The organism is Sphingobacterium sp. UBA2610 (genome assembly GCF_002339225.1).
GTDB lineage: Bacteria > Bacteroidota > Bacteroidia > Sphingobacteriales > Sphingobacteriaceae > Sphingobacterium > Sphingobacterium multivorum.
Genome location: NZ_DDKA01000001.1, coordinates 511,231 through 534,950 on the forward strand (window position 1 = coordinate 511,231; position 23,720 = coordinate 534,950).

17 protein-coding genes are annotated in these 23,720 nt (G+C 44.9%); 11 read left to right on the top strand and 6 right to left on the bottom strand.

What is annotated here, in order from left to right; all coding sequences use genetic code 11:
* Positions 1–49 precede the first annotated feature (49 nt).
* Both B4Z47_RS02270 and B4Z47_RS02275 read right to left on the bottom strand, forming a co-directional pair.
* Positions 50–3,664 carry a response regulator gene (locus tag B4Z47_RS02270; RefSeq protein ID WP_159333173.1) on the bottom strand — a complete coding sequence of 1,205 codons (3,615 nt, stop codon included), beginning with the start codon at positions 3,662–3,664 and terminating at the stop codon, positions 50–52.
* A gap of 138 nt (positions 3,665–3,802) precedes the next feature.
* A complete protein-coding gene (locus B4Z47_RS02275) occupies positions 3,803–5,518 on the bottom strand; it encodes an FAD/NAD(P)-binding protein (protein ID WP_159333174.1) in 1,716 nt (571 codons plus the stop codon).
* A 206-nt stretch (positions 5,519–5,724) separates the two neighbouring features.
* Here B4Z47_RS02275 and B4Z47_RS02280 point away from each other — a divergent pair, with 206 nt between their 5' ends.
* Positions 5,725–6,192, top strand: a complete 468-nt coding sequence (locus B4Z47_RS02280) for a PA2169 family four-helix-bundle protein (RefSeq protein WP_070568325.1) — start codon at positions 5,725–5,727, stop codon at positions 6,190–6,192.
* A gap of 70 nt (positions 6,193–6,262) precedes the next feature.
* Here the strand turns inward: B4Z47_RS02280 and B4Z47_RS02285 are convergent, their stop codons facing one another.
* Both B4Z47_RS02285 and B4Z47_RS02290 read right to left on the bottom strand, forming a co-directional pair.
* On the bottom strand, positions 6,263–8,707 hold the full coding sequence (locus B4Z47_RS02285; RefSeq protein WP_286726696.1) for a glycoside hydrolase family 95 protein: 2,445 nt from the start codon (positions 8,705–8,707) through the stop codon (positions 6,263–6,265).
* Between the two features lie 188 nt (positions 8,708–8,895).
* A complete protein-coding gene (locus tag B4Z47_RS02290; RefSeq protein WP_159333177.1) occupies positions 8,896–9,498 on the bottom strand; it encodes a Crp/Fnr family transcriptional regulator in 603 nt (200 codons plus the stop codon).
* Between the two features lie 290 nt (positions 9,499–9,788).
* On the opposite strand from B4Z47_RS02290, the gene B4Z47_RS02295 reads away from it, so the two are divergent.
* The 4 genes from B4Z47_RS02295 (at position 9,789) to B4Z47_RS02305 (ending at position 11,675) form a co-directional block, all read left to right on the top strand.
* Complete coding sequence (locus tag B4Z47_RS02295) at positions 9,789–10,541, top strand: AraC family transcriptional regulator (RefSeq protein WP_159333178.1); 753 nt, start codon at positions 9,789–9,791, stop codon at positions 10,539–10,541.
* A complete protein-coding gene (locus B4Z47_RS24650) occupies positions 10,517–10,660 on the top strand; it encodes a helix-turn-helix domain-containing protein (RefSeq protein WP_159333179.1) in 144 nt (47 codons plus the stop codon). The genes B4Z47_RS02295 and B4Z47_RS24650 overlap by 25 nt, the downstream gene beginning before the upstream one ends.
* 219 nt (positions 10,661–10,879) lie before the next feature.
* Positions 10,880–11,155, top strand: coding sequence for a helix-turn-helix domain-containing protein (locus tag B4Z47_RS02300; RefSeq protein ID WP_083296057.1), 276 nt, complete (start codon positions 10,880–10,882; stop codon positions 11,153–11,155).
* Between the two features lie 169 nt (positions 11,156–11,324).
* Complete coding sequence (locus B4Z47_RS02305) at positions 11,325–11,675, top strand: lipocalin-like domain-containing protein (RefSeq protein ID WP_159333180.1); 351 nt, start codon at positions 11,325–11,327, stop codon at positions 11,673–11,675.
* Positions 11,676–11,801: 126 nt separating this feature from the next.
* Here B4Z47_RS02305 and B4Z47_RS02310 read toward each other — a convergent pair whose 3' ends face one another.
* Entirely contained in the window at positions 11,802–13,283 is a 1,482-nt protein-coding gene (locus B4Z47_RS02310; RefSeq protein ID WP_159333181.1) for a TlpA family protein disulfide reductase, read from the bottom strand.
* A 590-nt stretch (positions 13,284–13,873) separates the two neighbouring features.
* Between B4Z47_RS02310 and B4Z47_RS02315 the strand changes: the two genes are divergently transcribed.
* The 6 genes from B4Z47_RS02315 to B4Z47_RS02340 all read left to right on the top strand — a co-directional run bounded on the left by B4Z47_RS02315 (position 13,874) and on the right by B4Z47_RS02340 (position 23,386).
* On the top strand, positions 13,874–14,056 hold the full coding sequence (locus B4Z47_RS02315; protein ID WP_147282076.1) for a hypothetical protein: 183 nt from the start codon (positions 13,874–13,876) through the stop codon (positions 14,054–14,056).
* A 45-nt stretch (positions 14,057–14,101) separates the two neighbouring features.
* Entirely contained in the window at positions 14,102–14,830 is a 729-nt protein-coding gene (locus B4Z47_RS02320; RefSeq protein ID WP_159333182.1) for a PRC-barrel domain-containing protein, read from the top strand.
* A gap of 301 nt (positions 14,831–15,131) precedes the next feature.
* Positions 15,132–15,290 carry a hypothetical protein gene (locus B4Z47_RS02325; RefSeq protein WP_156167705.1) on the top strand — a complete coding sequence of 53 codons (159 nt, stop codon included), beginning with the start codon at positions 15,132–15,134 and terminating at the stop codon, positions 15,288–15,290.
* A gap of 93 nt (positions 15,291–15,383) precedes the next feature.
* Complete coding sequence (locus tag B4Z47_RS02330) at positions 15,384–20,783, top strand: translocation/assembly module TamB domain-containing protein (protein ID WP_286726702.1); 5,400 nt, start codon at positions 15,384–15,386, stop codon at positions 20,781–20,783.
* Complete coding sequence (locus tag B4Z47_RS02335; protein WP_286726703.1) at positions 20,749–23,079, top strand: BamA/TamA family outer membrane protein; 2,331 nt, start codon at positions 20,749–20,751, stop codon at positions 23,077–23,079. Before B4Z47_RS02330 ends, B4Z47_RS02335 begins: the two co-directional genes overlap by 35 nt.
* A gap of 43 nt (positions 23,080–23,122) precedes the next feature.
* A complete protein-coding gene (locus B4Z47_RS02340; protein WP_070568180.1) occupies positions 23,123–23,386 on the top strand; it encodes a SemiSWEET transporter in 264 nt (87 codons plus the stop codon).
* A gap of 52 nt (positions 23,387–23,438) precedes the next feature.
* Here the strand turns inward: B4Z47_RS02340 and B4Z47_RS02345 are convergent, their stop codons facing one another.
* On the bottom strand, positions 23,439–23,624 hold the full coding sequence (locus tag B4Z47_RS02345) for a CsbD family protein (protein ID WP_046675215.1): 186 nt from the start codon (positions 23,622–23,624) through the stop codon (positions 23,439–23,441).
* Between the last annotated feature and the right edge of the window lie 96 nt (positions 23,625–23,720).

The window sequence follows — 23,720 nt, forward strand, 5'->3', positions numbered from 1 at the left end:
ATATAACACCTTACTAATAATAGATCCATACATCATCCTTATATACCTATTATCCATACATCCATACGCGAAGTAGGGACAAAAGCTGATCAATATCCACCGGTTTGGATATATAATCAGACGCTCCTGCGGCAATACATTTTTCCCTATCGCCCATCATTGATTTGGCTGTAACAGCAATAATGGGCATGTTTTCGTAGCGCTGATCTTTCCGGATCGAAGCAATCGTTTCGTAACCATCCATTTCGGGCATCATCATGTCCATCAGGATCACCGCTACATCCGGATTATCTTCCAGCTGTTTCAGCGCATCTTTTCCGTCCGTTGCCGGGACCACGGTCATCTGATATTTTTCGAGCGCCTTGGTGAGCGAGAAGATATTTCGGATATCGTCGTCCGCTACAAGCACCTTTTTACCCTGCAGAACATCCTGCAAAAAGCCAAGTCTGCCCGGAGATTTGGTAGAAGGACCACTATTTTCCTCTACGAGATGTAAAAATAAACCCACTTCGTCCAAAATACGCTGATAGGAATTCGCCGTTTTTACAATAATAGAATCCGCATACCGTTTTAATTTCATTTCCTCTACCTGCGAAAGGTTCTTACCGGTAAAAACAATAATCGGCAAATTTTCAAGACCCTGATTTCGTTTTACAGCTTCCAATGTCTCGTAACCAACCCGGTCTGGAACCCCCATATCAAGTATCACACAGTCGGCAGTGTCTGAGCTCAGCGCCACAATGCTATCATCTACGTTGCTCTTGATCTCCGAGGCAATGTCAAAACTTCCGAGGAAGAGCGACAGCGCTGCCGCATGTTTGGGATTTTCTTCAACAATAAGTACTTTTTTTGGATGCCGCGTGAGGGCATCTTCTATTTTACGGAACATATCACCCATCTGCTCCAATGCCATTGGTTTATTGATAAAGTCTATGGCGCCCTGCAGCAGACTTTCTCTCTTAACCTGTAAAGAAGACATAATATGCACCGGTATATGTCGAGTCTTGGGGTTTTCCTTGATCTCAGCCATTACCTGCCAGCCATCTTTGAGCGGAAGCTGAATATCCAGCAGAACGGCTAGCGGCATATAACGGGCCACCATCTCAGCCGCGATATCACCACGGACGACCACGATACCCTTGTAGTTTTGCTGGCGCGTATATTTCAGCAGAATCTTTGCGAATTCAATATCATCCTCAACAATCAAAATGAAGCGGTCGCCTGCGACGATACTATCGCGATCATCAGGAATATCGGCTGGGATAGGTATCTCCAGTGTCTTTTTGGCAGGCAAGTTCACTGTTTCCGAAGTCTGCACTCCAGCTGTAGATGCTTCTTCAGCGAAGTCTAGCTCTATCGGCAACAATTGCACCGTGCCGAAAGCAGCTGGCGTGGCATCCGAAGTCTTCGCTGGAAGGATCAGTCGGAATACACTGCCTTTGTTTTCTTCGCTATCCAGCAAGATTTCGCCGCCGAGCAGACGCGCCAGTTCCCGACTGATGGAGAGCCCCAGTCCAGTACCGCCAAATTTGCGGCGTGTAGAACCGTCTGCTTGTTGGAATGCTTCAAATATCAGATGCTGCTTGTCTTTCGGTATCCCGATTCCCGTATCGCGCACTGCAAATACGATACGGTTTGTCTGCGACTGTTCGTGGTCAATATGCAAAGTAACCTTACCCGAAGCTGTAAATTTGATGGCATTCGACAATAGGTTACGTAAAATCTGATCCAGGCGCTGCTTGTCTGTTTCGAGCTGTAGCGGCATTCCCTCCGCAACGCTCATTTCTAATCCAAGTTGCTTGTCGGCGGCGATTGGTGCGAACATCGCCGTCAGCCCGTTCAATATATCGGCAAAAAATACAGGCTGTACATCCAGATCCATTTTTCCGGATTCTATTTTGGAAAGATCCAGAATCTCGTCTATCAAGGTCAGCAGGCTCTTTCCCGAACTTTGGATCACAGCTGCCGATTCCATCTGTTCTTCATTCAGGTTACCATCCGAATTTTCGGCCATCAAGCGTGAAAGTAACAGAATTGAATTGAGGGGTGTACGCAGTTCATGCGACATATTGGCCAAAAATTCAGACTTATAGCGTGTACTCTGTTCAAGCTCCGCCGCCTTTTTCTGTATTTCCTGATTGCGTTCGGCAATCTCCAAATTTTTATCCTCCAGCAATTTGGAGCGCTCTTCCAATTCACGGTTAGACTGCACCAATTCTTCCTGCTGTACGCGGAGTTCCTCTTCCGAAGCCTGCAGCTTATGGGTATGCATCTCGAGGCTCGAATTGAGCGATTCCAGTTCGGTATGCTGTGCCTGCAATTCTTCGGTCTGTGCCTGGGTTTCTTCCAATAAATTCTGTACCACCAGTCTGGCTTGGGCCGCCGCAAGTGTCGTACCCACCTTTTGCACCGCATCCCTAAAAAACGCCAGCTGAATGGAAGAAAAAGGTTGTAGTGAGCCCAGCTCCATTACACCGATACATTCGTTACCATCGAAAACAGGCAGTATAAAAAGGTTGTTCACCAGTACCTTCCCAGCAGCAAAGCTGATGACATAATCGGTATCTTCGAGGTTTTCGAATAACTTTTCTTTCTTGTCTTTAAAGACCTGGCCGACCATGCCCTCACCTGGGGCGAAGCGTTTACGTTCGGGATCTTCAAGTCCATAGGATCCCCTTAAGACAAGCTCATCTTGTTCCATCAGGTATATGGCGCCGTTTACACAGTTGCCATATTTTGTCAGATGGCCCAGCGTGACAGCCGTAAGCTCTTCCTGCTGTTTATTACCCATCAACAGGTTACCCAACTGGGTTAGACCAGCTTGATGCCAGTTGTTATTATTGAGTTCTTCAAAAGATGTTTTGAGCGAACGCGCCATTTCATTGAGGGATCCCGTCAGGCTGCCCAGATCGTCCTGTTCGCCATCCTGAATCTGCATATCATAATGTCCGGCCGCTATCTCCCTTGCGATGCGCTGGGTGATGCTCAGCCGCCGCTGGATCTCTTCATCTTTACGTTTCAGGTCATTCTGCAGCTGCTCCCGTTGAAAGAAATCCGCTCGCAGGCGGAAGTAAAAGAAGAGGGTAATCAATAAGGATACAGCAGCGGCCAACAAAACAAAGATGGAGGTATAGCCCGAAGAGCGGCTCAGTTCTTCCGAACGCTTATTGAGCAAAAGTTCTTCACGATCGATAATTTTGCTGATGAGCAAACGGCAGCTGTCCATATAAGTCTTGCCCTCCTCAAGCTGCGAAACGGTGACCATTCCACCACGCTTTTTGATATTGACCAGGTTTTCAAGCTTTGCCAGTCGGGATTGCACGAGTGTGGATAGCGTATCGATTATCTGCTGCTGTTCAGGATTGTCGGACGTAAGATCGTGCGCACGACTCAGCGATTGGGGCAGCGACTGGAGGCCGGTTTTGTAAGGATCCAGAAACTTGTCTAAACCTGTAAGCAGGAAGCCGCGCTGGCCAGTTTCGGCATTCTGCAGATCCTGCAGAATTTTGTTGACGCGGCTCATGACCCGCCGGCTGTGGTCGACCATCGCACTATTATGGCTCTGCTTACGAATACTAATATAAGAAGCCGTTGAGCTCGCTAATAGGATCAACAAGGATATTCCGAAACCTATCTGCAGATTTCTTAAAATAGTTTTAGGCATGCTTTTTCATCAATTGAGTTAAGACTATGCCAACCGATGGTCTAGATGGCGGCCAAATATAGCAATAGGACGTCTAAATTAAATCGTGCGCCGCCGGCCCTCAACCATCTTACCGTATTTTAACAAAAAGTTGCGTATTTATCCGCTCTCCGCAATCTTCCCAGCAATGATAGCCGATGTCGCAGCACAAAAATCAAGGCCTGAATAATCCGGATTGTACCCCCCCATATAAGGTACGGCCATCATAAAAAGACGTTGGCTAGCGATACCACTGTGATCCACCAAGCGGAAGCTGTCATCGATCTTTACACCGGGTACCTGCAAAAAAATAGCGCCATCCGGTGCCACAAACATGTGGTCATTACCGGCCAGCATTTGTTCCTTGGCCTGTTCCACGGAGCGAAACCGTAAGTAGGCTGGGCTGACATGGCCATTGTCGACCAAACTCTTGAATGGAAATTCTTCAAAGTTCAGTGGTCGCTGTCCCACACAATCCACAAATGTCTTATAATGCGATTTTATTTCGATCCCTGATTCATCAGTATAAAAATAATTGGCGCCGCGATCGCTCGCTGGTTCAACCCGGCTTTCGTTGCCTACATTGACCACTTCCAGGCGGCCGGCATCGTACAGTGCAAGCATCTCACGACTGGAACTCTGCGGCACAAAAGCGATGACAATAGAAATCAGCGGCATGAGTACTTTTTTTAAACGCAGCATATCTTCGGCAGACATGTACTTGGCGGGGTAATTTAAGGTGAAACTCAAGGCAGAAAGGACTTCCTTCCAATAGATGGATTGGCGCCTTTTAATAGATTTCAGCGCTTGTTCATGCTCCTGGCGAAATCCCTCGAAGGCATCTTTCTGTTCCCTTAAATGGAGTACTGCCTCTACAAAGTCTTCCAGGCTGAGCTTTTCCACGATCGCATAAAAGTCGGGATCTCTTTCCTTGAACTGCGCTTTAAAATTGCGCTCAAACAGAAAATCCAGCGAGACGAAACCCTCATTCTCTAGCCTGTTAAGCATCAGCTCCTCTTCGGAGATCACCAGGTTATTGGCCAAGAAAGGTTCTTCCTGATGGAAGCGGATCGCAGGAAGCAGCCCACTGCGGGTATGCATCAATATCTTAAAATTTTCGCTTCCCGGGTCGATCTGATACCTTAGCTCTCCTGTCTCCAGGGTTTCAAAAGAACCATTGTGGCGAGCCAGCGTACGGATAGCGTCGATTGCTGTGAGCGAAGCACCGCGTATGCCGACGGCGTGATTGGTTTTTAAGGCCAACTTGGACGGTGGATAGGGCGATTCGAAATAATGTTCGACATTGCCCTCATACTTGGTTGGCCACTTATGTCCGGTACAGATGACTACCTTGTCTAAGATATAGGTATCGGTGCTGCCCACCGTAATTTTAACCTGCGCCTGGCCTTCGAGGTCAATAATATCCGTAACCTGGCTAGCGAGGTGAACCTGTGTTTCAATGCCCTGTTCATCCGCCATCCGCTTCAATAACATAAACTGCTCCGAAAGGTAGCGGCCGAGGAGCAGCCGTGGAACCACTTTGTAGCGATTAAAATCGTCCACATCGATTCCATAAGTACGGAGCGTGGCCTCCGATAGGGATTGAACATAATCCTCAATCGTCGTGACCAATGTGGGGATTTCATGATCCGATACATTCGTCAAGTGCTCCGGTGTGGCACCTTCGTAGCTGTAAGGCATTCCTGCCCCCAATTGTTTTCGGGATTCGAAAATAGATACCTTGAGACCGGCGATATTCTTTTCGATCAATCTTTTGTACATAAACAGGCCACTGGGTCCACCCCCGATAATGGCTACATGAATGTTTTGTTGCATAGTTTTCGTTGCGCTGCCTAATGGACAGTATTCGGTTTTAAGAACAAGGGCAAATTGCAGAAAGTTTTAGACAGATTTATTCCCGTGCAATAAAAAATGGGATAAATACGGGCTACGATTTAAATACCTGAATCTCGAATTCTGCAAACGATCATGCAATGCCTGCTGTTTTTCGAATAAACAAAATGATAACAAATAACAATATTATGGAAAACAACATCAACAATCCGGAGATCATCAACGATATTATCAAAATCAACAACGACCGCATCGAAGGTTATAAAAAGGCAATTGATCTGGCAACTAGCCATGGCTTGGATAAACTAGTCCCAACATTTCAAAAATTTATCGGACAGTCGGAAGAATTTATTGCCGAGTTGACACCTTATGTTGAACTTGAAGGCAAAGAACCAACAGATAGCACCATGCTGAGCGGTAAGCTTTTCCGCGCATGGATGGGAATAAAAGTAAATATCACGGGAGATGACGAAAGAAGTCTGCTAGAAACCTGTGAGCAGGGTGAAGATGCATTCAAATCGACCTATCAAACCGCTTTGGCTGATGGTTCGGAAGAGCTTTCGCAAAATGTGCATAGTTTGATCAACACGCAGCTCAGCAAGCAACTTGAAGCGCACAATATCATTAAGATGCTGCGTGACAGCAAAACCATCTAACTTTAAATTGTAATTTTCTTTTTCACAAAAAAAATACCGAAGGAATTTATCCTTCGGTATTTTTTTGAAATTATATTTTCAGATTGACTTTTTCACCCGCCGGTAGTTCAAGCTCCAGCAATTTCCCCGCATACTTCACCCGACATTTCTGTTTCTTTTTGGCTTTTGCTGCAGCGCTGACCAATTGACCATTTGTCCATTTCAGATCAATTTCGATCGCTCCCCTAGCTACCAGGCCCTTTATCTCGCCATCTTTCCAATTGGCGGGAAGCGCCGGAAGCAGCTCGATAAAATCTTCATGGCTTTGCAGGAGCATTTCGGCCATTCCGGCAATCACGCCAAAGTTGCCATCGATCTGAAATGGGGGACAAGCATCAAACATATTGTAATAAGTCCCGCCCCCACCGTCATATTTGGTATCCATATCCGATGTAGGGCGCAGTTGTTTATTGAGCAACTTCAATGCCCGATCGCCCTGCTGCAATCGTGCCCAAAGCGCAATTTTCCAGGCGTAGGTCCAGCCTACCCCATCATCGCCACGTCTTTCCAACGACTGCTGCACAGCTTTTGCCAATGCGGGCGTACGATCCAACGTGATTTTATTACCCGGGTATAGCGCAAACAGATGGGACAGATGACGATGAGCAGGTTCTACCTCTTCAAACTCTTCGGCCCATTCCATCAGGCGCCCGTCATGACCAATTTTTGGACGGGCCAGTTTGTCTTTTGCGGCCTTCAATGCCTTTCCAAAAGCATCGTCCTTTAAACCCAGTATTTCCGACGCAGCCAGTGTGTGCTCAAATAGATTGAAAATAACCTGCTGGTCATGCGATGGCCCCATACTGATCTGCGCAATAGAGCCATCGGGCGCTTTAAAGGAATTTTCTGGCGAAGGTGAAGGCCCCGAAACCAGCAGCCCTGTTTTAGGATCCGTTGTCAGCCAATCTTGGTAAAAAGTCGAAGCCTCTTTTAGAATCGGATAAGCTTTTCTTAAAAAGTCTTTATCCTGTGTAAAGGCATAATGTTCCCAGATATGTTGGGCAATCCAGGCTCCGGCCCCGATATGCATCCCCCAACTTGCACTTTCCCCCGGAGAAGTGTAGCCCCAAACATTCGTTATCGGATGCAGCGCCCATCCCCGCATCCCATATTGTATCTGGGCTGTTTTGCTACCTGGTGCCACAAGCGATGCGATCAGATCCATCAGGGGACGATGCGATTCGGATAGATTGGCTACCTCCGCAGGCCAGTAGTTCATCTGTATATTGATATCGGTATGGTAATCGCCATTCCATGGTGTTTGTATCTTATTGGCCCAGATTCCCTGCAGATTGGCAGGAAGACCGCCCGCTCTCGAGGAAGAAAGCAATAGGTATCTGCCGTACTGAAAATACAGGGGATATAAGGCCTGTTCATTTCCGCTACGCAGATTATTGGCCATCAACACATTGGTAGGCATATTATTGGTACTATTTCCCAGCTGAAAACTCACCCGTCCCATAAACGAAGAAAAGTCTTTGATATGACGATCCCGAAGCGTCTGGTACGATTTGCCCGTAGCCGCTTTCCGTATTTCGAGATGTTCTTTTTGATAATTGGCATTAATATAGTCTGGATAACGCTGTTTATAATTTGTTTTTGCAGTTACAATAAGCGTCAACGCATTGGCACCTGTAACCTGAATACCGGTTTTGGTCTGGCTGCTGATTTTGCCGCCTTCCAGGACCGGTGTCACCTCAGCTTCATACAGCATACCATTTCCACCCCGGCCATTATCGAGCACGCCAAACATGCGCAGTCCGTGCTTTGCCGTAACCGCTGTCGCAAACCTTTCCGGCCGATCCAAACTGAAGAGCACATTGATCGCCCCGGCTTTGTCTGCAGTGAGCCGGATAATGATCGCCTGATCGGGGTGACTAGCGAAAACTTCCCGTGTAAACTTGACGCCATTTTGGACAAAAGAACTGGAAGCAATTCCTTTCATCAGATCCAATTCACGGCGATAATTCTGATAAGTGGCATCCGTACCAAAGTCAAGCCGTAAATCGCCCAAGGTCTGGAAGCAACCAAAGGGAACATTGGCACCATTACCACTCCCCGATCCTTTTCCCTTTGTAATCTGCGTTTTATTGGTCAGTTCGGTTGCTTCTTTATAGTTGCCCTGAAACAGCAATTCACGAATCTTTTGCAGGGACTGTGAAGCCGCAGAATTGTCGCCTGCGTCGAAGCTTCCACTCCATAAGGTCATTTCGTTCAGCTGAATCCGCTCGTGGTTGACATCGCCAAAAACCATAGCCCCAAGGTTTCCATTACCAATGGGTAGGGCTTTCAGCCACTCGGGGTCACTCTCCCAGCCGTTTTTGGAATCTACGGCTAAGGCATTCGCAGGTTGTTCAAACCAGATACAGTTTTCTTTCTTGGCTCCAGTCTGCGCAACAGCAATTTTCACCGACAGGAGAAAACAGAGTGCAAGACCAGTACATATACGGTTTAGCATTGATGTGTTCAATTTCATTGAGGTTTACGATTCGATTTAGGGATGCAATGCCAACTGTTCGCAATAGAAAAGCAATGAATCCTCGCCATATCATCAAAAATAAGGATAGCTATTGGCAAACACATACACTTTATTGCTCTTTTTAGATGCCCTATTAACACATTGTGTTGCTTCCTTATAAAAAAGTTCAGGATTCTGTGGGCATGTTAAACTTTTGCTCTTATGCGGCTCAATGTAGATTGCGTTATCCCCAAATACGAGGCGACGATACCCAACGGTGTGCGTTTTAAAATTTCAGGATAACGTTCAACGAGATTTCTATATCGGTCCACCGCGGGCAACATTCGCAGTTCATTGGCTTTCTCTTCACTTTTGATATAATAACGTTCGGTCAATACCCTACCGATAAAATTAAATTCGGGGAATTTATGGTACAGCTCATTCAGTTTCTCGTAGCTCAGAACCAATAGACGGCAGGGCTCCAGTGTTTCGATGGCTTCGAAGCTCGGTTTTTGACTAAAAAAGCTATAGACCGCAATCGCGAGCTCCCCTTCATACAGCAGCCAAGAGCAGATCTCGTTACCCGCCGGATCAATATAATAAGTATGTACACCGCCCTGGAGAATGAAGTAGATCTGCTTTTGCACCTGTCCGATATCAGTCAGGCGAACCCCGGCTTTCACATCGATCACATAGCTATGCGTTTCGATCAGCTGTTTTAAATCGTCCGACAGCGGATGAATGCTTTCAAACAGCTTTACAATAAGATCTGTGGCCGATTGGCTATATCTATTGGTCTTTTTTTGCATACAATGAATCTATCGAACTAATGGCGTGCCAACAATATCCTAAATATACACGATAAGCATGCTATATTTTTTGCTTTTTGGCAAAAAATATAGGCAACGGGTTGCTAAACTTTGATTAATATAGTTTGATTGCCGTCCGACGAACTGGAAAAAAGTAATATTTTACATGATTTTAAGCGTTTAATACATGCCTTTTAACCGTTAAAAAACGTTTTTTGAGTGATCACTTTCAATCGATTATAAAGATTGGTGTACGTTCCCATTTATTTCATTAAATATGTTAAGAATCTATGCAGCCAATTTACGCGAAAGCACTTTCAAATTCAGGAAACAGGATTTTTGAAATCCGACACGAAAATTGTCCCAAACTTCTTTCCGAGTACCATTTTCACCGTGAATGTCAGCTTACTTACATCATGAAGGGTAAAGGCCAAAGCTGCATAGGAGATCAGCTGGAAGACTTTGAAAGCGATGAGCTGACTTTTATTGGTCCTGGTTTGCCACACGTCTGGCACAACTCGCCTACAGAAACCGGCCAGGAGCAAAACGTACAATTTATCACCTTGTATTTCGATCCAGAGGCCCTGCTGTCTTTCTGCTCCCTATTATTTGAAACAAGCCAGCTAAAAGACTTTCTTGAGCGATCGAGACAGGGAATGCTGTTTTATGGAGAAGCAAAAAATAAACTCAAAAAAATACTGCACAAGATGATAGTTATTCCTGAAATACAAAAAACAGCCTATCTCTTCGAGTCTTTAGGGATTCTGTTGCATACTCAGGAATACAGTAAACTATCCAATAAACATTATATTGATGGCCTGGCGGGTAAGGATGGAGAAATTATCTTCAGTATTTACACGTATGTTTTTGAAAATTTCAGTGATGACATTTCCCTGGACGAGGCAGCCAAATTGGCCAACTTGACCAAGCCGTCTTTTTGTCGTTTTTTTAAAGCACGTACACGGAAAACATTTTCAAAATTCGTCAATGAAGTCCGGATCAATGAAGCCTGCAGGCTTTGGTTCAGGAAGAAAACCCAATAACCCATATCGCTTACGCTTGTGGTTTCAACTCTTTGCCCAACTTCAACAAGTTCTTTAAATCGATTAAAGGGGTTACACCTTCCGATTATAAAAACAAGCTTCTGATTAACAAAGAATAGCGAACAATATTCCGATCATTTTGCGCCGTGTGTGTCTGCAAATAAAAGATAGTTATCAGCTTTCGCTGATAACTATCCCACTACATATATTCTCCAAAAATAGTTAACGGAAATTATTTGCTTCGCATACAGCGTATACCCACGGCATTGTTTTGATGGATAGGCATTACACTGTCTTATCTGGACACACATATTGACGATGTTATAACTGGACGTACCATGGAGTTTATGGAGCTTAACAAGATCGCCCGAGAAATTGCGGTTTCTCCAAAACATCTTTGTTATACCATTCAAAAAGAGAAAGGTTACCATCCCGGTTATTTCTACAATCTCAAAATTATCAGTAGCGCCAAAGAACTTCTGATTAATTCACCCCTGTCCATCGCAAAAATTGCACTTCACTTGACATACGACGCTTCAAACTTTTCGAAATTCTTTAAAAAATGGACTGGGGAGACACCAGGAAGTTTTAGAAAAAAACAACCTCGGAGCTAGCAAGCATTAATTTTCTACAGTTATTTTCCGAAACAATAAAAAGCGTTTCCTACTTCCTCCAGCCACCCACCCGATCTACTTGATTGATTATATTTATGTAAAAACTGTCTAAAAAAGCGCTAATACTCATTATATTTAAGATATCCTTTACACCGCAATCAAACACAACATGAAAACACTCGTAACACTTATTTTGGTCCTTTGTTCCTTTGCAGGATATAGCCAGACCGCCAAAGAACTTATTGGGAAATGGAAATTGGTCAAACAGACAAACGTCGATGGCGTTGTGTCTACACCTAAGGACACTTATCAGGTGTTTATGGAGGACGGAAAATTTCAGGGTATCCACAATGGTGATTCCCGTAATGGAAAATGGAAACTATCCGAAGACAATAAAACACTTACCGTAAAAATAAGCATCATCTCCGTCAAATTTAAGGTAGAATCGTTTGACGAGAAGAAACGTGTCATCAGCAGCGACAAAACCGGTACGCTGGAATATGAAAAAGTGCAGGAATAACAGCTTAAAACAATTCCTATCAAGAGCAATGCATTGAAAAGCCCGGCATGGATTTCCATCGCCGGGCTTTTGTCTACTTTATCCTGAGCCATCGTCCATTCAGTTACAACTGTATAACCTTCTTCCCTAATTATTCAGGGCCTTTTCTATCCAGGATTTGGCGACCACAGCCTGATTCTCCGGAGCTGTGGCACGGTCGGATAAGTTACCTGTTTTATCGAAAACGAGGTAACTGGGGATAGCGTTATTAAACTGTTTGATGATTGTTGCAAATTGTTTTTTATAGAGGTAATAGTGATCGCCTTTGAGCAGATCTGTAAATTCCTGAAATTTTTTGCGATCAGAGCTTTCATCCGTCACATATACAAATACGACATCATCCCGATTGCTATATTGATTCTTGACCTTTTCCATTTCCGAAAAAGATGCGATGCAGGGGCCACACCAGGTCGCCCAAAGATCGATTACAACTACTTTTCCCCGATAGGGCTTGATCAGTTCTTCAAGGACATCTTCCTTATCGATGGCAAAAGGAAACATAACGACCTTTGCCGTGGACCTTTGTTTTCGGAGTGCATTTTGCTCATCCTGATAAAGAAGGTATTCGACCAGATCTTTTATGGTAAAACTATGTGTAATGTAGTACTTATTTTGCACGCTTAATTGATAGCCCTTATTCATTTTTTGGACAAAAGCATTGGCTGTGGCCATCTCATAAAACAGCTTTCCATCCTGATTAAATATGGGGCCCAGGCGATGTTGCAGCTGCTCTCTGAAAGCCATGGGGCCAACCTCGGTAATATCCGGAAGATGCAACAGAGAATCCTGCAGGATGGCCGCCTGAATGGCAGCATAAGCAGCAGAAAAAAGACTCAGGGTATCCTGATATCTGGGGCTAAGGATTTCCTTGTAAAACGAAATATCCCGCTTTGGCACCAATGGAAACTGCGTGGAATCCAGTCCTGCCTTTTTATTGTGCTCGTAAATATCCGCATAATTTAAAAGAAAACTTGGTATCCGAAAACCTTCGACAATTTTGGTATAGTATTCCCTCAGAAATCCTGAAGTTGAGTCTGGAATCAGCTTTTTAGTCATTTCTTCTACCTTACCCAACTGATATATTATAAAATCATTTGCCGATTTAAAGGGTATTTTTTCATTTTTTTTATCCGCAGGATAGCTAAACAGCCCCATCAGCAATTTTTCCTGCTTCGCCGAATTGTCGAAAACCTGCTTAAATGGTCCCTGATAATGCAAGCTGCTGTTTCCGTCATTCGACATCGCAACAGTTAATGTGCCCACTTGCTTTGGTACAAGCAAAAAAGCGAGGTATTGGCCATTTAGCCTTAAATAAACCGACGAAGGGCCAAAGGAATAGGCCGATGCCATCCATGTAGAATCATTTACTTGTGTAAATGGCAGTGGCTTATCCTGCTGGAAAGGATTACTCATAAAAGGAATGCTCAAGTCAAGTTCTTTTACATTCGTATTACCTTTTAGCTTAATAACCAAAGATACAAAGCCGCTTGATAGCGATTGTCCCTGTGCAAAAATATAACTCAGCAATACAAGGCACAGTACGATGACAAGATTAATTTTTTTGAGCATAAATCAGTATTTATAACGTACATTAGGTTATTTATCTTTAAAAATAAATAATTTTTATAAATTATCAAATAGGATTATTTTATACGGGGATATTCAGTCGACGGAAATCAATGACCGTTGGAGGACCTAAAATCATCAGCTGATCGAAAATTTAACCGAGACAGCTCTTGGATGATTAGACTATAGCCGACAACAGAAAAAGGCTAGGTCAACCACGAACCTAGCCTTTACAAAAAACAATCCTTTAACCTCTGTTTATTTAACTAATTAATACATTTCCGACCAAAGAACAATGTCAGCGGTAAATCGTTTGAATTATTTTTCTTTTTTGATATAGGGCGACCAAAAGCTGTGAAAGGAGTCCGGCCATCCACCGCCCATTCATCCCGCATGAACGCTGCTCCTCGTGCTTGTTAGGCTCTACCGAAGCCCTCACCGTGGTCATGGCCGTTTCCGCCCTTAACTATTTCCTTGTAATGTTGGCATGCAATCCCCTGAAAACAGAACAACAAGAACTACTGCGAGGAAAACGTCTGAAAAATTTTTCAAACGAAGCCATTCAGGGGTTGTTCTTTTTAAAAAAAGAATTTATGGCACATTTAGAAGTAAAACCTAGAAACGGAGCGCCCAAGTGGCTGTGGATCCTGCTTTCATTGATTGCATTGGGATTGGTAGTGTATTTTGTAAACCGCAACAACACCGACGACAGGCTACCTGAATCTACGCCCGACACAAGCATCAATAGTACAGCACCGCAACGGGATACCCTTTAAATCACTGTCACACCTACGAATTGATAACGCAAAACATTTGAAAACATGGCATTAGAAGAAAAAAACTATAATCATTTGATTGAACTCGGTGGAAGCGATTTTGAAATTGTCGATGGCGAACCTGATATCCGCGGCTGGAAAGTAAAAAATGAGGCCGGTCAGCTGATCGGCAAGGTCGATGATCTGCTCTTTGATCCCGAAAGCCAACAGGTCCGTTATATCATCGTTGATCTCAATGATGCCGAATTTGTAGTGGAAGACGATAAGAAAGTACTTGTACCAATAGGCCTTGCTTCGCTCTACGATGGCACAAAGATTCAGGCGAGCAATGATGAAGCCTATCCCACCCCGCCGGTCGAACCCATCAATCATAGCGTGATCTTTACCGTAGATGAAATTCCTACGGAAGAGCCCGCTACAGATTATCTGTATAATCCTGCCGATGATGGCGAAGTGGTGGTCATCTCCATTAGCGAAGACCAGGCCATCCGACTGCCTGCTTACCTTACTGATCAGCTCGACCCCGAAACAGAACTTAGCGTCCGCCATGTGTTTGAAGGTACCGGCGATGTGGGCTTTATCGTGAGCGCTAACAATTACGATCCTACCGAATTTTACAAACATTATCACTTTAGTGAAGATACGTTCTACAGCCGGGGACAACAGACCGAAACTCTTCCTTCGGATCAGACGCAGCGTACACGAAGAGTAGCCGCGCGATATGACCAAAACACGGGGCATGAACCCGGCACAATCGACAACAACGAACGGTAGAAAACAATCCTATAGGAAAGATATCGAAGATAACACGCATGCCGAACGAAGCAATCATGCTTAGCTATTCAAGCTAAGCCTGATTATTGTCCGGAAAATGCCAAATTTCTTTCTGCAAACAGCAACCAGTAATCGACATGTATCTTTCCCGAACGTATTTGGCAAAGTATCGTGTTAAAAATACCCCTTTAGCCTGTATTTTATAACCAATAGTACCACATAAACTACCTAAATTCGCTTGCCTGCACCTAAAACTGCATTAAAATTGCATGTTCTTCCATGACATCAATATAAATCGGTTATGAAAACAAGCTATAAAATCGTCATTGAAAAGAACAGACAGACCATCCGGAAGTATTATGAAAAATATAGCTGGTATAAACTGGACCGCGAGGAGCTCACACAGGAATTACTCATCCGTGGCGGCTTTCTAGCGATTCTAACTTGGTTGTTATGGTAAGCTAAACATACATCGGCAGAGATATCAATTCACGATATCCAAACCATTTGCAGTTCTGTGTTGTTATATCTGTAAACTTAAATCAACAACACCTTGAACAGATTTACACGAATTGCTTTAAAAACAATACTGTGGATTATTGGCGGCATCATTGCGCTTTTTATGCTGATCCTTTTTTTATTGCGCCTGCCCAGTATACAGAATTATATCGCCGGAAAAGTAACGCATTATGTCGAAGGCAAGATCGGCACACCCGTTAGCATTGGCTACATTAATATTGATTTTCCCAAAAAATTGGTCCTCGAAAACATTTACGTCGAAGACCAAAGTAAGGATACCCTGGTTGCGGGAAAAAGCATTGCCGTCGATATCAATATGCTCAAGCTTTTGAAAAATACGGTAGAGATCCAAAGCCTGGAAGCCCACGGAATTACCGCCAAAATACGACGTACCCTTCCCGACAGCGCCTTTAACTTTGATTATATCGTTAAGGCCTTTGCTTCTGAAAAAGAAAGTGAACCTACTGCCGACACAACTTCTGCCCTGCTGTTTAACCTCGATAAAATACAGTTTGAAAAAATACATGTGGTTTATGCGGATGCTGTGATCGGTACCAGTGCCGACGTCTATCTCGGTCGTTTAAATACCAACATAAAGAAATTTGACCTGACCAAAAACATGGCCTTTGAGCTACCTAAAATCAATATCGACGGACTTAATGCCACGGTCAAGCAGTGGAAGCCCGCCGTAGAAGGCGCAGGACCATCGGTAGAAGATTTTGGTATCACCGATAAAACGGCACAGACGACTTCGCTACTCCCCGATGTAGGTATTCAGGTGGCCGACCTCAATAATATTTTGGTGCGCTATGAGGACCAGTCAAGCGCACTGAAGTCGCAGTTTATCCTAAAAAGATTCCATGCCGACATCAATAAGATTGATCTGAATAAACAAGTTGTCGATATCCAAAAGCTCGATCTCGACGGCTCGGATAACAATGTCCTGCTGGGAAAAATTCAACAGGCTGCTGCCAAGGTGACAAAAACCAATGCAGTGACAGCGCAAGCAGACGCGGCAACAACCAACGCAAAAAACAAGGAAGCAAAAACTGAGAAATCGAACCCCCAGGCAGAAAAGAACGACATTGCAAAAACAGATACCAGTTCGGCCACAAAAATGAATTGGGTCGTCTCAGCCAAAGACATCATCATCAACAATACCAGTATCCGTTTTAAAGACGACAATCAGCCGCGCATCAAAGGCTTCGATTACTTTAATATCCACATGCCCGGTCTTAAAACCAGGTTAACCGATCTATATTACAGCGCCGACTCCATGAGCGGATCATTGAAAGAACTCGTGGCAGCCGACCACTCCGGCTTTGTCATCAAGCAACTAAAGGCCGATTTTAATTATACCAATACCGGTGCCGAAATCAAAAATCTCTATGCGGAAACACCACGCACGCTGATTCGCGATTACGTTAAGCTAAGTTATCCTTCCCTGGATATCATCGCTAAAAGACCAGAACTGATCACGGTCAATGCAAACATCACAAAAAGCCATATTGATATGCGCGATATCCGATTTCTCGCGCCCTTTCTGGACACCATGCAGGTGATGAAGCCCCTATTGGACAAGAAATTTTATATCGACACCCGCGTGACCGGCCGTGTCGATGACCTGTATATTCCGAATATCGACTTCAGGACACTTTCCAATACCCGATTGATTGCCAGCCTGCATCTGAAAGGACTACCCGATATGAATAAATTGTCGGTAGACCTCAACCTGAAAAAACTGACGACCGGCCGTTCGGATATCGAAAAACTGGTTTCCAAATCGATGCTGCCCCAGAGCATCGAGCTGCCCAATACCATCGGTCTGAGCGGAACTTTTAAAGGTGGAATGACTGCCTTCAAGACCAACCTCGCATTGGTGACCGAAAAAGGCACTGCCAAAGTCGATGGAACGGTCCAAATGACCAAGCGCGATACCTTATACGATGCGGCAGTCAACGTTCGTGACCTCAATATTGGTCAAATCATGAAAATGGACAGTACCCTGGGCATCCTTTCGTTCGAAGGAAAAATTAAAGGCAAGGGTACCGATCCTAAAAAACTGGTGGCCAATTTTGACGGTAAAGTGAACCGGCTGGATGCCATGGGCTACCGTTACCATGATATCGACATGGATGTATCGGCCGATAAAGGCGCGATGAAGGCATCCATTCTGAGCCCCGATCCGAACATCAAACTTAAGCTGAATGCCAGCGCCAATATGAAATCGACTTATCCCAAGGTAGCTTTTGAACTGCTGGTCGACAGCATCAACCTGCAAAAGTTACACTTGATGCAGGATGCGCTCAGCTACCGGGGTAAACTGAGCGGTAACTTCAGCACGGCAGATCCGAACTTTTTGAATGGTGAAGCGCATATTACCAATTCGTTGATCCAATATAACTCCGATCGTTACGCACTGGATACTGTCTCACTCTTGGCCAAGGCCGATACCAGCCGCAATCAGCTGGTGCTGCGTTCTGATTTTCTGAATGCCCACCTGGTCGGCAAATACAAAATTCTGGAGCTGCAAAGTGCCGTCCAAGATTTGCTTCAAGTTTATTACAAACCCGAAAAGCCGGTCAAGATTCCGGCCTACTCACCTCAGATCATCGAATTTTCGGCACAGCTGACCCGCAATAGACTGATTCAGGATTTTCTGCCACAGCTGACAGAAATGAAAGCCATTACCTTGGATGGTCTCTTCAATAGTACCTCCAAAAACCTCTCGGCCAAACTGGATGCTCCACACATTGTGTATGCGGGTACAGCGATTGACAATGTGACCCTGGATATCAACAGTCTGGATAGTGCGCTCTATTATTCGGCCTTAATCTACAAAGTTAAAATGAACAGCATTGAGCTGACCAATACGGTTTTCAGTGGTAAGGTTGCTCAGAACATCGTCAACATGGGGCTTTGGATCAAGGATAAACAGGACAAAGAACAATACCACCTGGGCGCCAACATGGAGGCCAATAATGGCCTATTTGAATTCAGCCTCCTACAGGACGGCCTCATGCTCAACTACGATAAGTGGGAGGTAGCGTCCAACAACCGCTTAAAATTTGGCAGCGCAGGACTGCTGGCCAACAATTTTGTCCTGAGCAACAAGGGACAGGAACTGCGCATTGCGTCACAGGACAGCATCCTGAACTCACCAATTGATGTGGCGTTTAAAAATTTCCGTATCGAGACACTGAGCAAGATGGTCATGAGTGACAGCCTGGATGTCGGCGGCGGCATCAACGGACAAACCACGCTCTCCCGCTTGGAAAGCAGTCCTGTTTTTGTTGCCGATCTTGTCGTCGACAAGTTTTACTTCGGAAAAGATACCGTGGGCAATGTCAATATCAAAGTCAATAATGAACGCGAAAACACCTACAATGCCAACGTGAGCATCACAGAAAACGGAAATAACCTCGTCCTGAGCGGTGATTTCATCAATCCGCCGCAAGGCGATGCAACACTTGACTTCACACTCGATATTGCACCACTGACGATGAAGACGGTACAGGCTTTCAGCATGGGGAATCTCAAAGATTCCAAGGGCAACGTCGAAGGGCAACTAAAAATAGCAGGCTCTCCTTCCAAACCACAGATCCGGGGTGATCTCAATTTCAGAGACGCTGAATTCAATGTTGCCATGCTCAATGCCCTGTTTAAAGCAAAAGATGAACAGATCCGTTTTGATCAAAATGGAATATCATTCCCCAAATTTGAACTCGAAGACAGCAAAGGCAATTTTGCCCAGGTCAGCGGTTCTATCAAGACACAGACCTACACCGATTTTGAATTTGACCTCGGCATCGCCATGGACAATTTTGAAGTCCTAAATTCCACTCAAGCAGACAACGATCTATTTTATGGAAAAATGTTTCTTGGCACCGATCTGCAAATTGGCGGAAATCTTAACAAACCGATTGTTGACGGTACCATCAAAGTACTTGACAGTACCGATTTTACCATGGTAATGCCCAACAATGATCCCGGTATGGCCGATCGGAAGGGTGTAGTCGAATTTGTAGACAAACGCGATACGGCCACCGCAAATGCCCTTGCCCGATTAGATTCCATGACCGTCACCAAACTGACGGGCATAGATGTCGACCTGAACCTGCAGACTGATAAGGATGCTAAGTTTAAGATTCTGCTTGATGCAGGCTCGCAGGATGCCCTAAACATTCAGGGCGAGGCCGAATTAAATGCCGGCGTAGATGCCAGCGGTAAAATAACCATGTCGGGCACTTTTACCGTGGAGAGGGGAAGTTATTCGTTCAGCTTTGGTCCCGTCAGCAGAGACTTCAAATTTCAGAAAGGAAGTACAATTACCTGGAATGGCGATCCATTGGACGCGCAGTTGAATATTACGGCAGTATATACCTTAAAAGCCCCTACGCTAGAACTGGTAGCGCCACAGCTTGGCACGCAGAACGCCAACTTGTACAAGCAAAAGATACCTTTCGACGTGCTGCTGAAAATTTCAGACCAACTGTTTCAGCCACAGCTCAATTTTGATATCGACCTGAATGCCAACAATGCCATCGTATCGCAGGATGTGATCAGTAAGGTAGACAATGCCCTGACGACTTTACGCGATAATCCTTCCGACCTCAATAAACAAGTCTTTTCACTGATAGTGCTGGGGCGTTTTATGTCGGCCAATCCATTTGAAAGCCTTTCCGGTGGCGGGGGTACAGAAGCACTGGTACGCAATAGCGTCAGTTCGTTTTTGAGTTCGCAGCTCAACCGCCTGGCCTCCGATTTAATTACGGGAGTTGAACTTGATTTCAACCTGACCTCAGCAGACGATTACAGCACTGGAACTGCCCAGACGCGTACCGACCTGAACATCGGGGTGTCCAAAATGCTGCTCAACGACCGACTGAAAGTAAATATCGGATCCAATTTTGAAGTAGAGGGAAATTCACGTCCTGGTGAGGCGGCCAATAATATTGCCGGTGATATACAGCTGGATTATCAGCTTTCCCAAGATGGGCGCTACTTTGCGCGATTCTACCGCAAAAACCAATACCAGGTCACTTTGCAAGGACAGTTTGTTGAAACCGGTATCGGTTTTATCATTACTATGGATTACAACCGATTTAAGGAGATCTTTATGCGCTCCAAAAAACTCAAGGAATATTACAATACGGGCAGCAAGAAGTTTAGGAAACGTTTTGATGTCGAGCGTATGGAACAGGATTCGGCTTATCGGGACAGCGTCCGCACCGTCATCCGCGACAGCCTGATGCTCCATAGCCCCGAATACCGCAAACGCATGGAAGAACAGGAAAAAGAACAGCAGCGCCGCCAGCAGGTGGACAGCACGGCAAACAGCGCAGGGAAAAAGAGTACGCCGAAGCAGTTAGATACGATCAAAACCACAGCAATTAAAAATGAAGACGAGGAAAGGGCTTACCATGCAAATTAAACTACAGGGGCTGATTGGCCTATTTATAATAAGCGGCATCATTGCGGCCTGTTCGTCGACCAAAAACCTGCCCGAAGGCGAGAGCCTTTACGTGAAAGGAAACGTGAACATCGCATCCGATACCATTTCGAAGAAAAACAAGGAGAAACTGGCGACCTACCTAGCCGAATCGCTGCGCCCCAAACCCAATAAGCGGGTGCTGGGCATGCCCTATAAGCTTTATTTTAACAATATGGCGGGCGATACCGCCAACAGCAACTTTATAAAACGTTTCCTCAAAAAAATTGGCGAGGAACCTGTACTACTGAGCGATGTAAACCGGGAGTACAATGAAAATCTGCTGCGCAACCGGCTGGAGAATATCGGATTTTTCAATGCCGAAGTCACCTCCGATACCACAGTTGAAAATAAAAAAGCAACGGTAGACTATACAGCTAAGCCCAATCTGATCTACCGCATTAAATCAGTCACCTTTGATGTGGACAGTACGACCCAACTCGGCCGCGATATCCAGGGGACTTCCGGCGAGAGCCTGCTACGGCCAAACAACAACTATAGCCTGGATGTGGTACTCAATGAACGGGACCGGATAGACAATGTCCTTAAAAATAAGGGCTACTATTATTTTAGCCCCGACTATATCCTGGTACAGGTAGACAGCACCATCGGGGATCATAAAGTCAACCTCTATGTGACCGTAAAAAAGGAAACGCCCGAACAGGCAAGAACTGCGTCCAAAATCAATAAGATCTATATTTTCCCAAACTATACCGAAACCGGAGCTGGCTACCAGCAGTCACCGCGGCATGCCGAACTATTTGACAGCAGTTATTATTTTATTGACCCAAATCATACCTTCCGCAAACCAGTAATTGCCAATCATATCTTTTTCAAGGAGGGCGATCTGTATAACCGCGATGCCCACAACAGGACCATCAGCCACTTGGTGAATCTCAACAGCTGGAAATTTGTCAAAAATAACTTTGTGGACAGCAAGGAAGTACCCAATGCGCTGGATGTATACTATTACCTCACTCCCCTGCCGAAGAAATCCATCCGTGTAGAACTGCTGGGAAAAATGGCTTCCGTCTACAACGGGACCGAAGTGAATGTCACCTGGACTCTTCGGAATGCCTTTAAGGGCGCCGAGAAGCTCAATATCAACGTATTTGGTGGTTACGAAATACAAACGGGTGGTAATGCCGATCTGAACTCCAGCTATTTCCGCTACGGTACCGAGGCAACCTTGACCTTCCCGAGGATACTGACACCATTTGGCACCATTAATCCTTCCCGTCAATATATTCCGAATACCTATATCAAGGCACGCTATGAATTTTTAAACCGGCGAAAAGCCTATACCCTCAATTCCATGGCGCTGAGCTACGGTTACAGCTGGCAAGAGAACGAAGAGAAACAGCATGACCTGGCGTTGATGGAAATCACATATGTACAGCCAAGAGGCATTTCGGAAAGCTACAAAATGCAGATGGATACCATTCCGGCGTTGCGGCATGTAATCGATCCCCAATTTACGATTGGGCCCAATTATAATTTCACCTTTCAGAATACCATGAAAAAGCACCTGCGCAATACGTTTTATTTCAAGGGAAACCTGGACCTTTCGGGCAATATTCTGGGACTGATCAAAGGTGCAGACTTTAATAAGGGCAAGACTTTTAAACTTTTTGACGCCTACTTCTCGCAGTATATCAAAGCCAGTGTGGATGGCAGGCATTATTTCAAGCTCAGCGAAAATTCACAGATCGCATCACGGGTGAGTATAGGGATGAGCTACTCCTATGGCAATTCGCGTTCCCTGCCCTATCTTAAGCAATATTATGTGGGCGGACCAAATAGTATCCGTGCCTTTGGCGCACGTGCAATCGGACCAGGTACAGTGGCACCCGAGCGACTCGGAAACGGGCTTTTTTATGCCGATCAGACGGGCGACATCAAGCTGGAGCTGAATACCGAGTACCGAGCCAAAATAGCTGGTCCCGTCCATTGGGCAGCCTTTATTGATGCCGGTAATGTGTGGCTACAACGTGAGGATGAGAATAAGCCCGGGGGCAAATTCAGCAAGGATTTCCTCAAGGAACTTGCCGTGGGCGGTGGCCTGGGGCTACGCTTTGACTTCACCTTTCTGATCCTGCGTACCGACTTTTCCATCCCGTTCCGTATCCCCTATTTACCGAAGGGCGAGCGTTGGGTATTTAAGGATATCGACTTTGGAAGTTCAAGATGGCGAAAAGATAATCTGATGTTTAATCTTGCGATCGGTTATCCATTTTGATCTAGTCATGTCAACGTAATGATCACATAAAACCGAAGTCCTTATGATCAATGAAAACTTTCTGGGTATTATTGCGGGTATCCTCACATCTATTTCTATGCTGCCGCAGCTCATCAAAGTGCTAAAGGAAAAGAATGTGGATGACCTTTCTCCGGTTATGCTACTAACATTAATCATAGGACTTTCCCTATGGGTATGGTACGGCATAATGAAAAGCGAAGTACCGATTATCTATTCAAATAGCTTTGCTGTTCTCGTGAACCTTTGCCTGCTGATCAGTTATTTGATTTATAGAAAAAAGACCTAAAAAAAAGGCGGATAACATTGCTGCTATCCGCCTTTAACACGAAAACACTATTCTACAAACCGTTCAACCAACTATTCACCTCATCTTGTGTTTTACCTGTTTTCTTTTGAAGTTTACCTACTAACTCATCTTCCTTGCCTTCTGCATATAGTAAATCATCATCTGTAAGATCCGCATATTGCTGTTTTACTTTACCTTTAATTTCGTTCCAACGACCTTTCCATGTTAATTCGCTCATAATAATTTTCCTTTCGTTTTTTATTAATAGAACAGCCTGCAGCTGGAATCGTTTAAAAAAAATGTTATCAAATGTCATATGTGTCCTAAATAAATT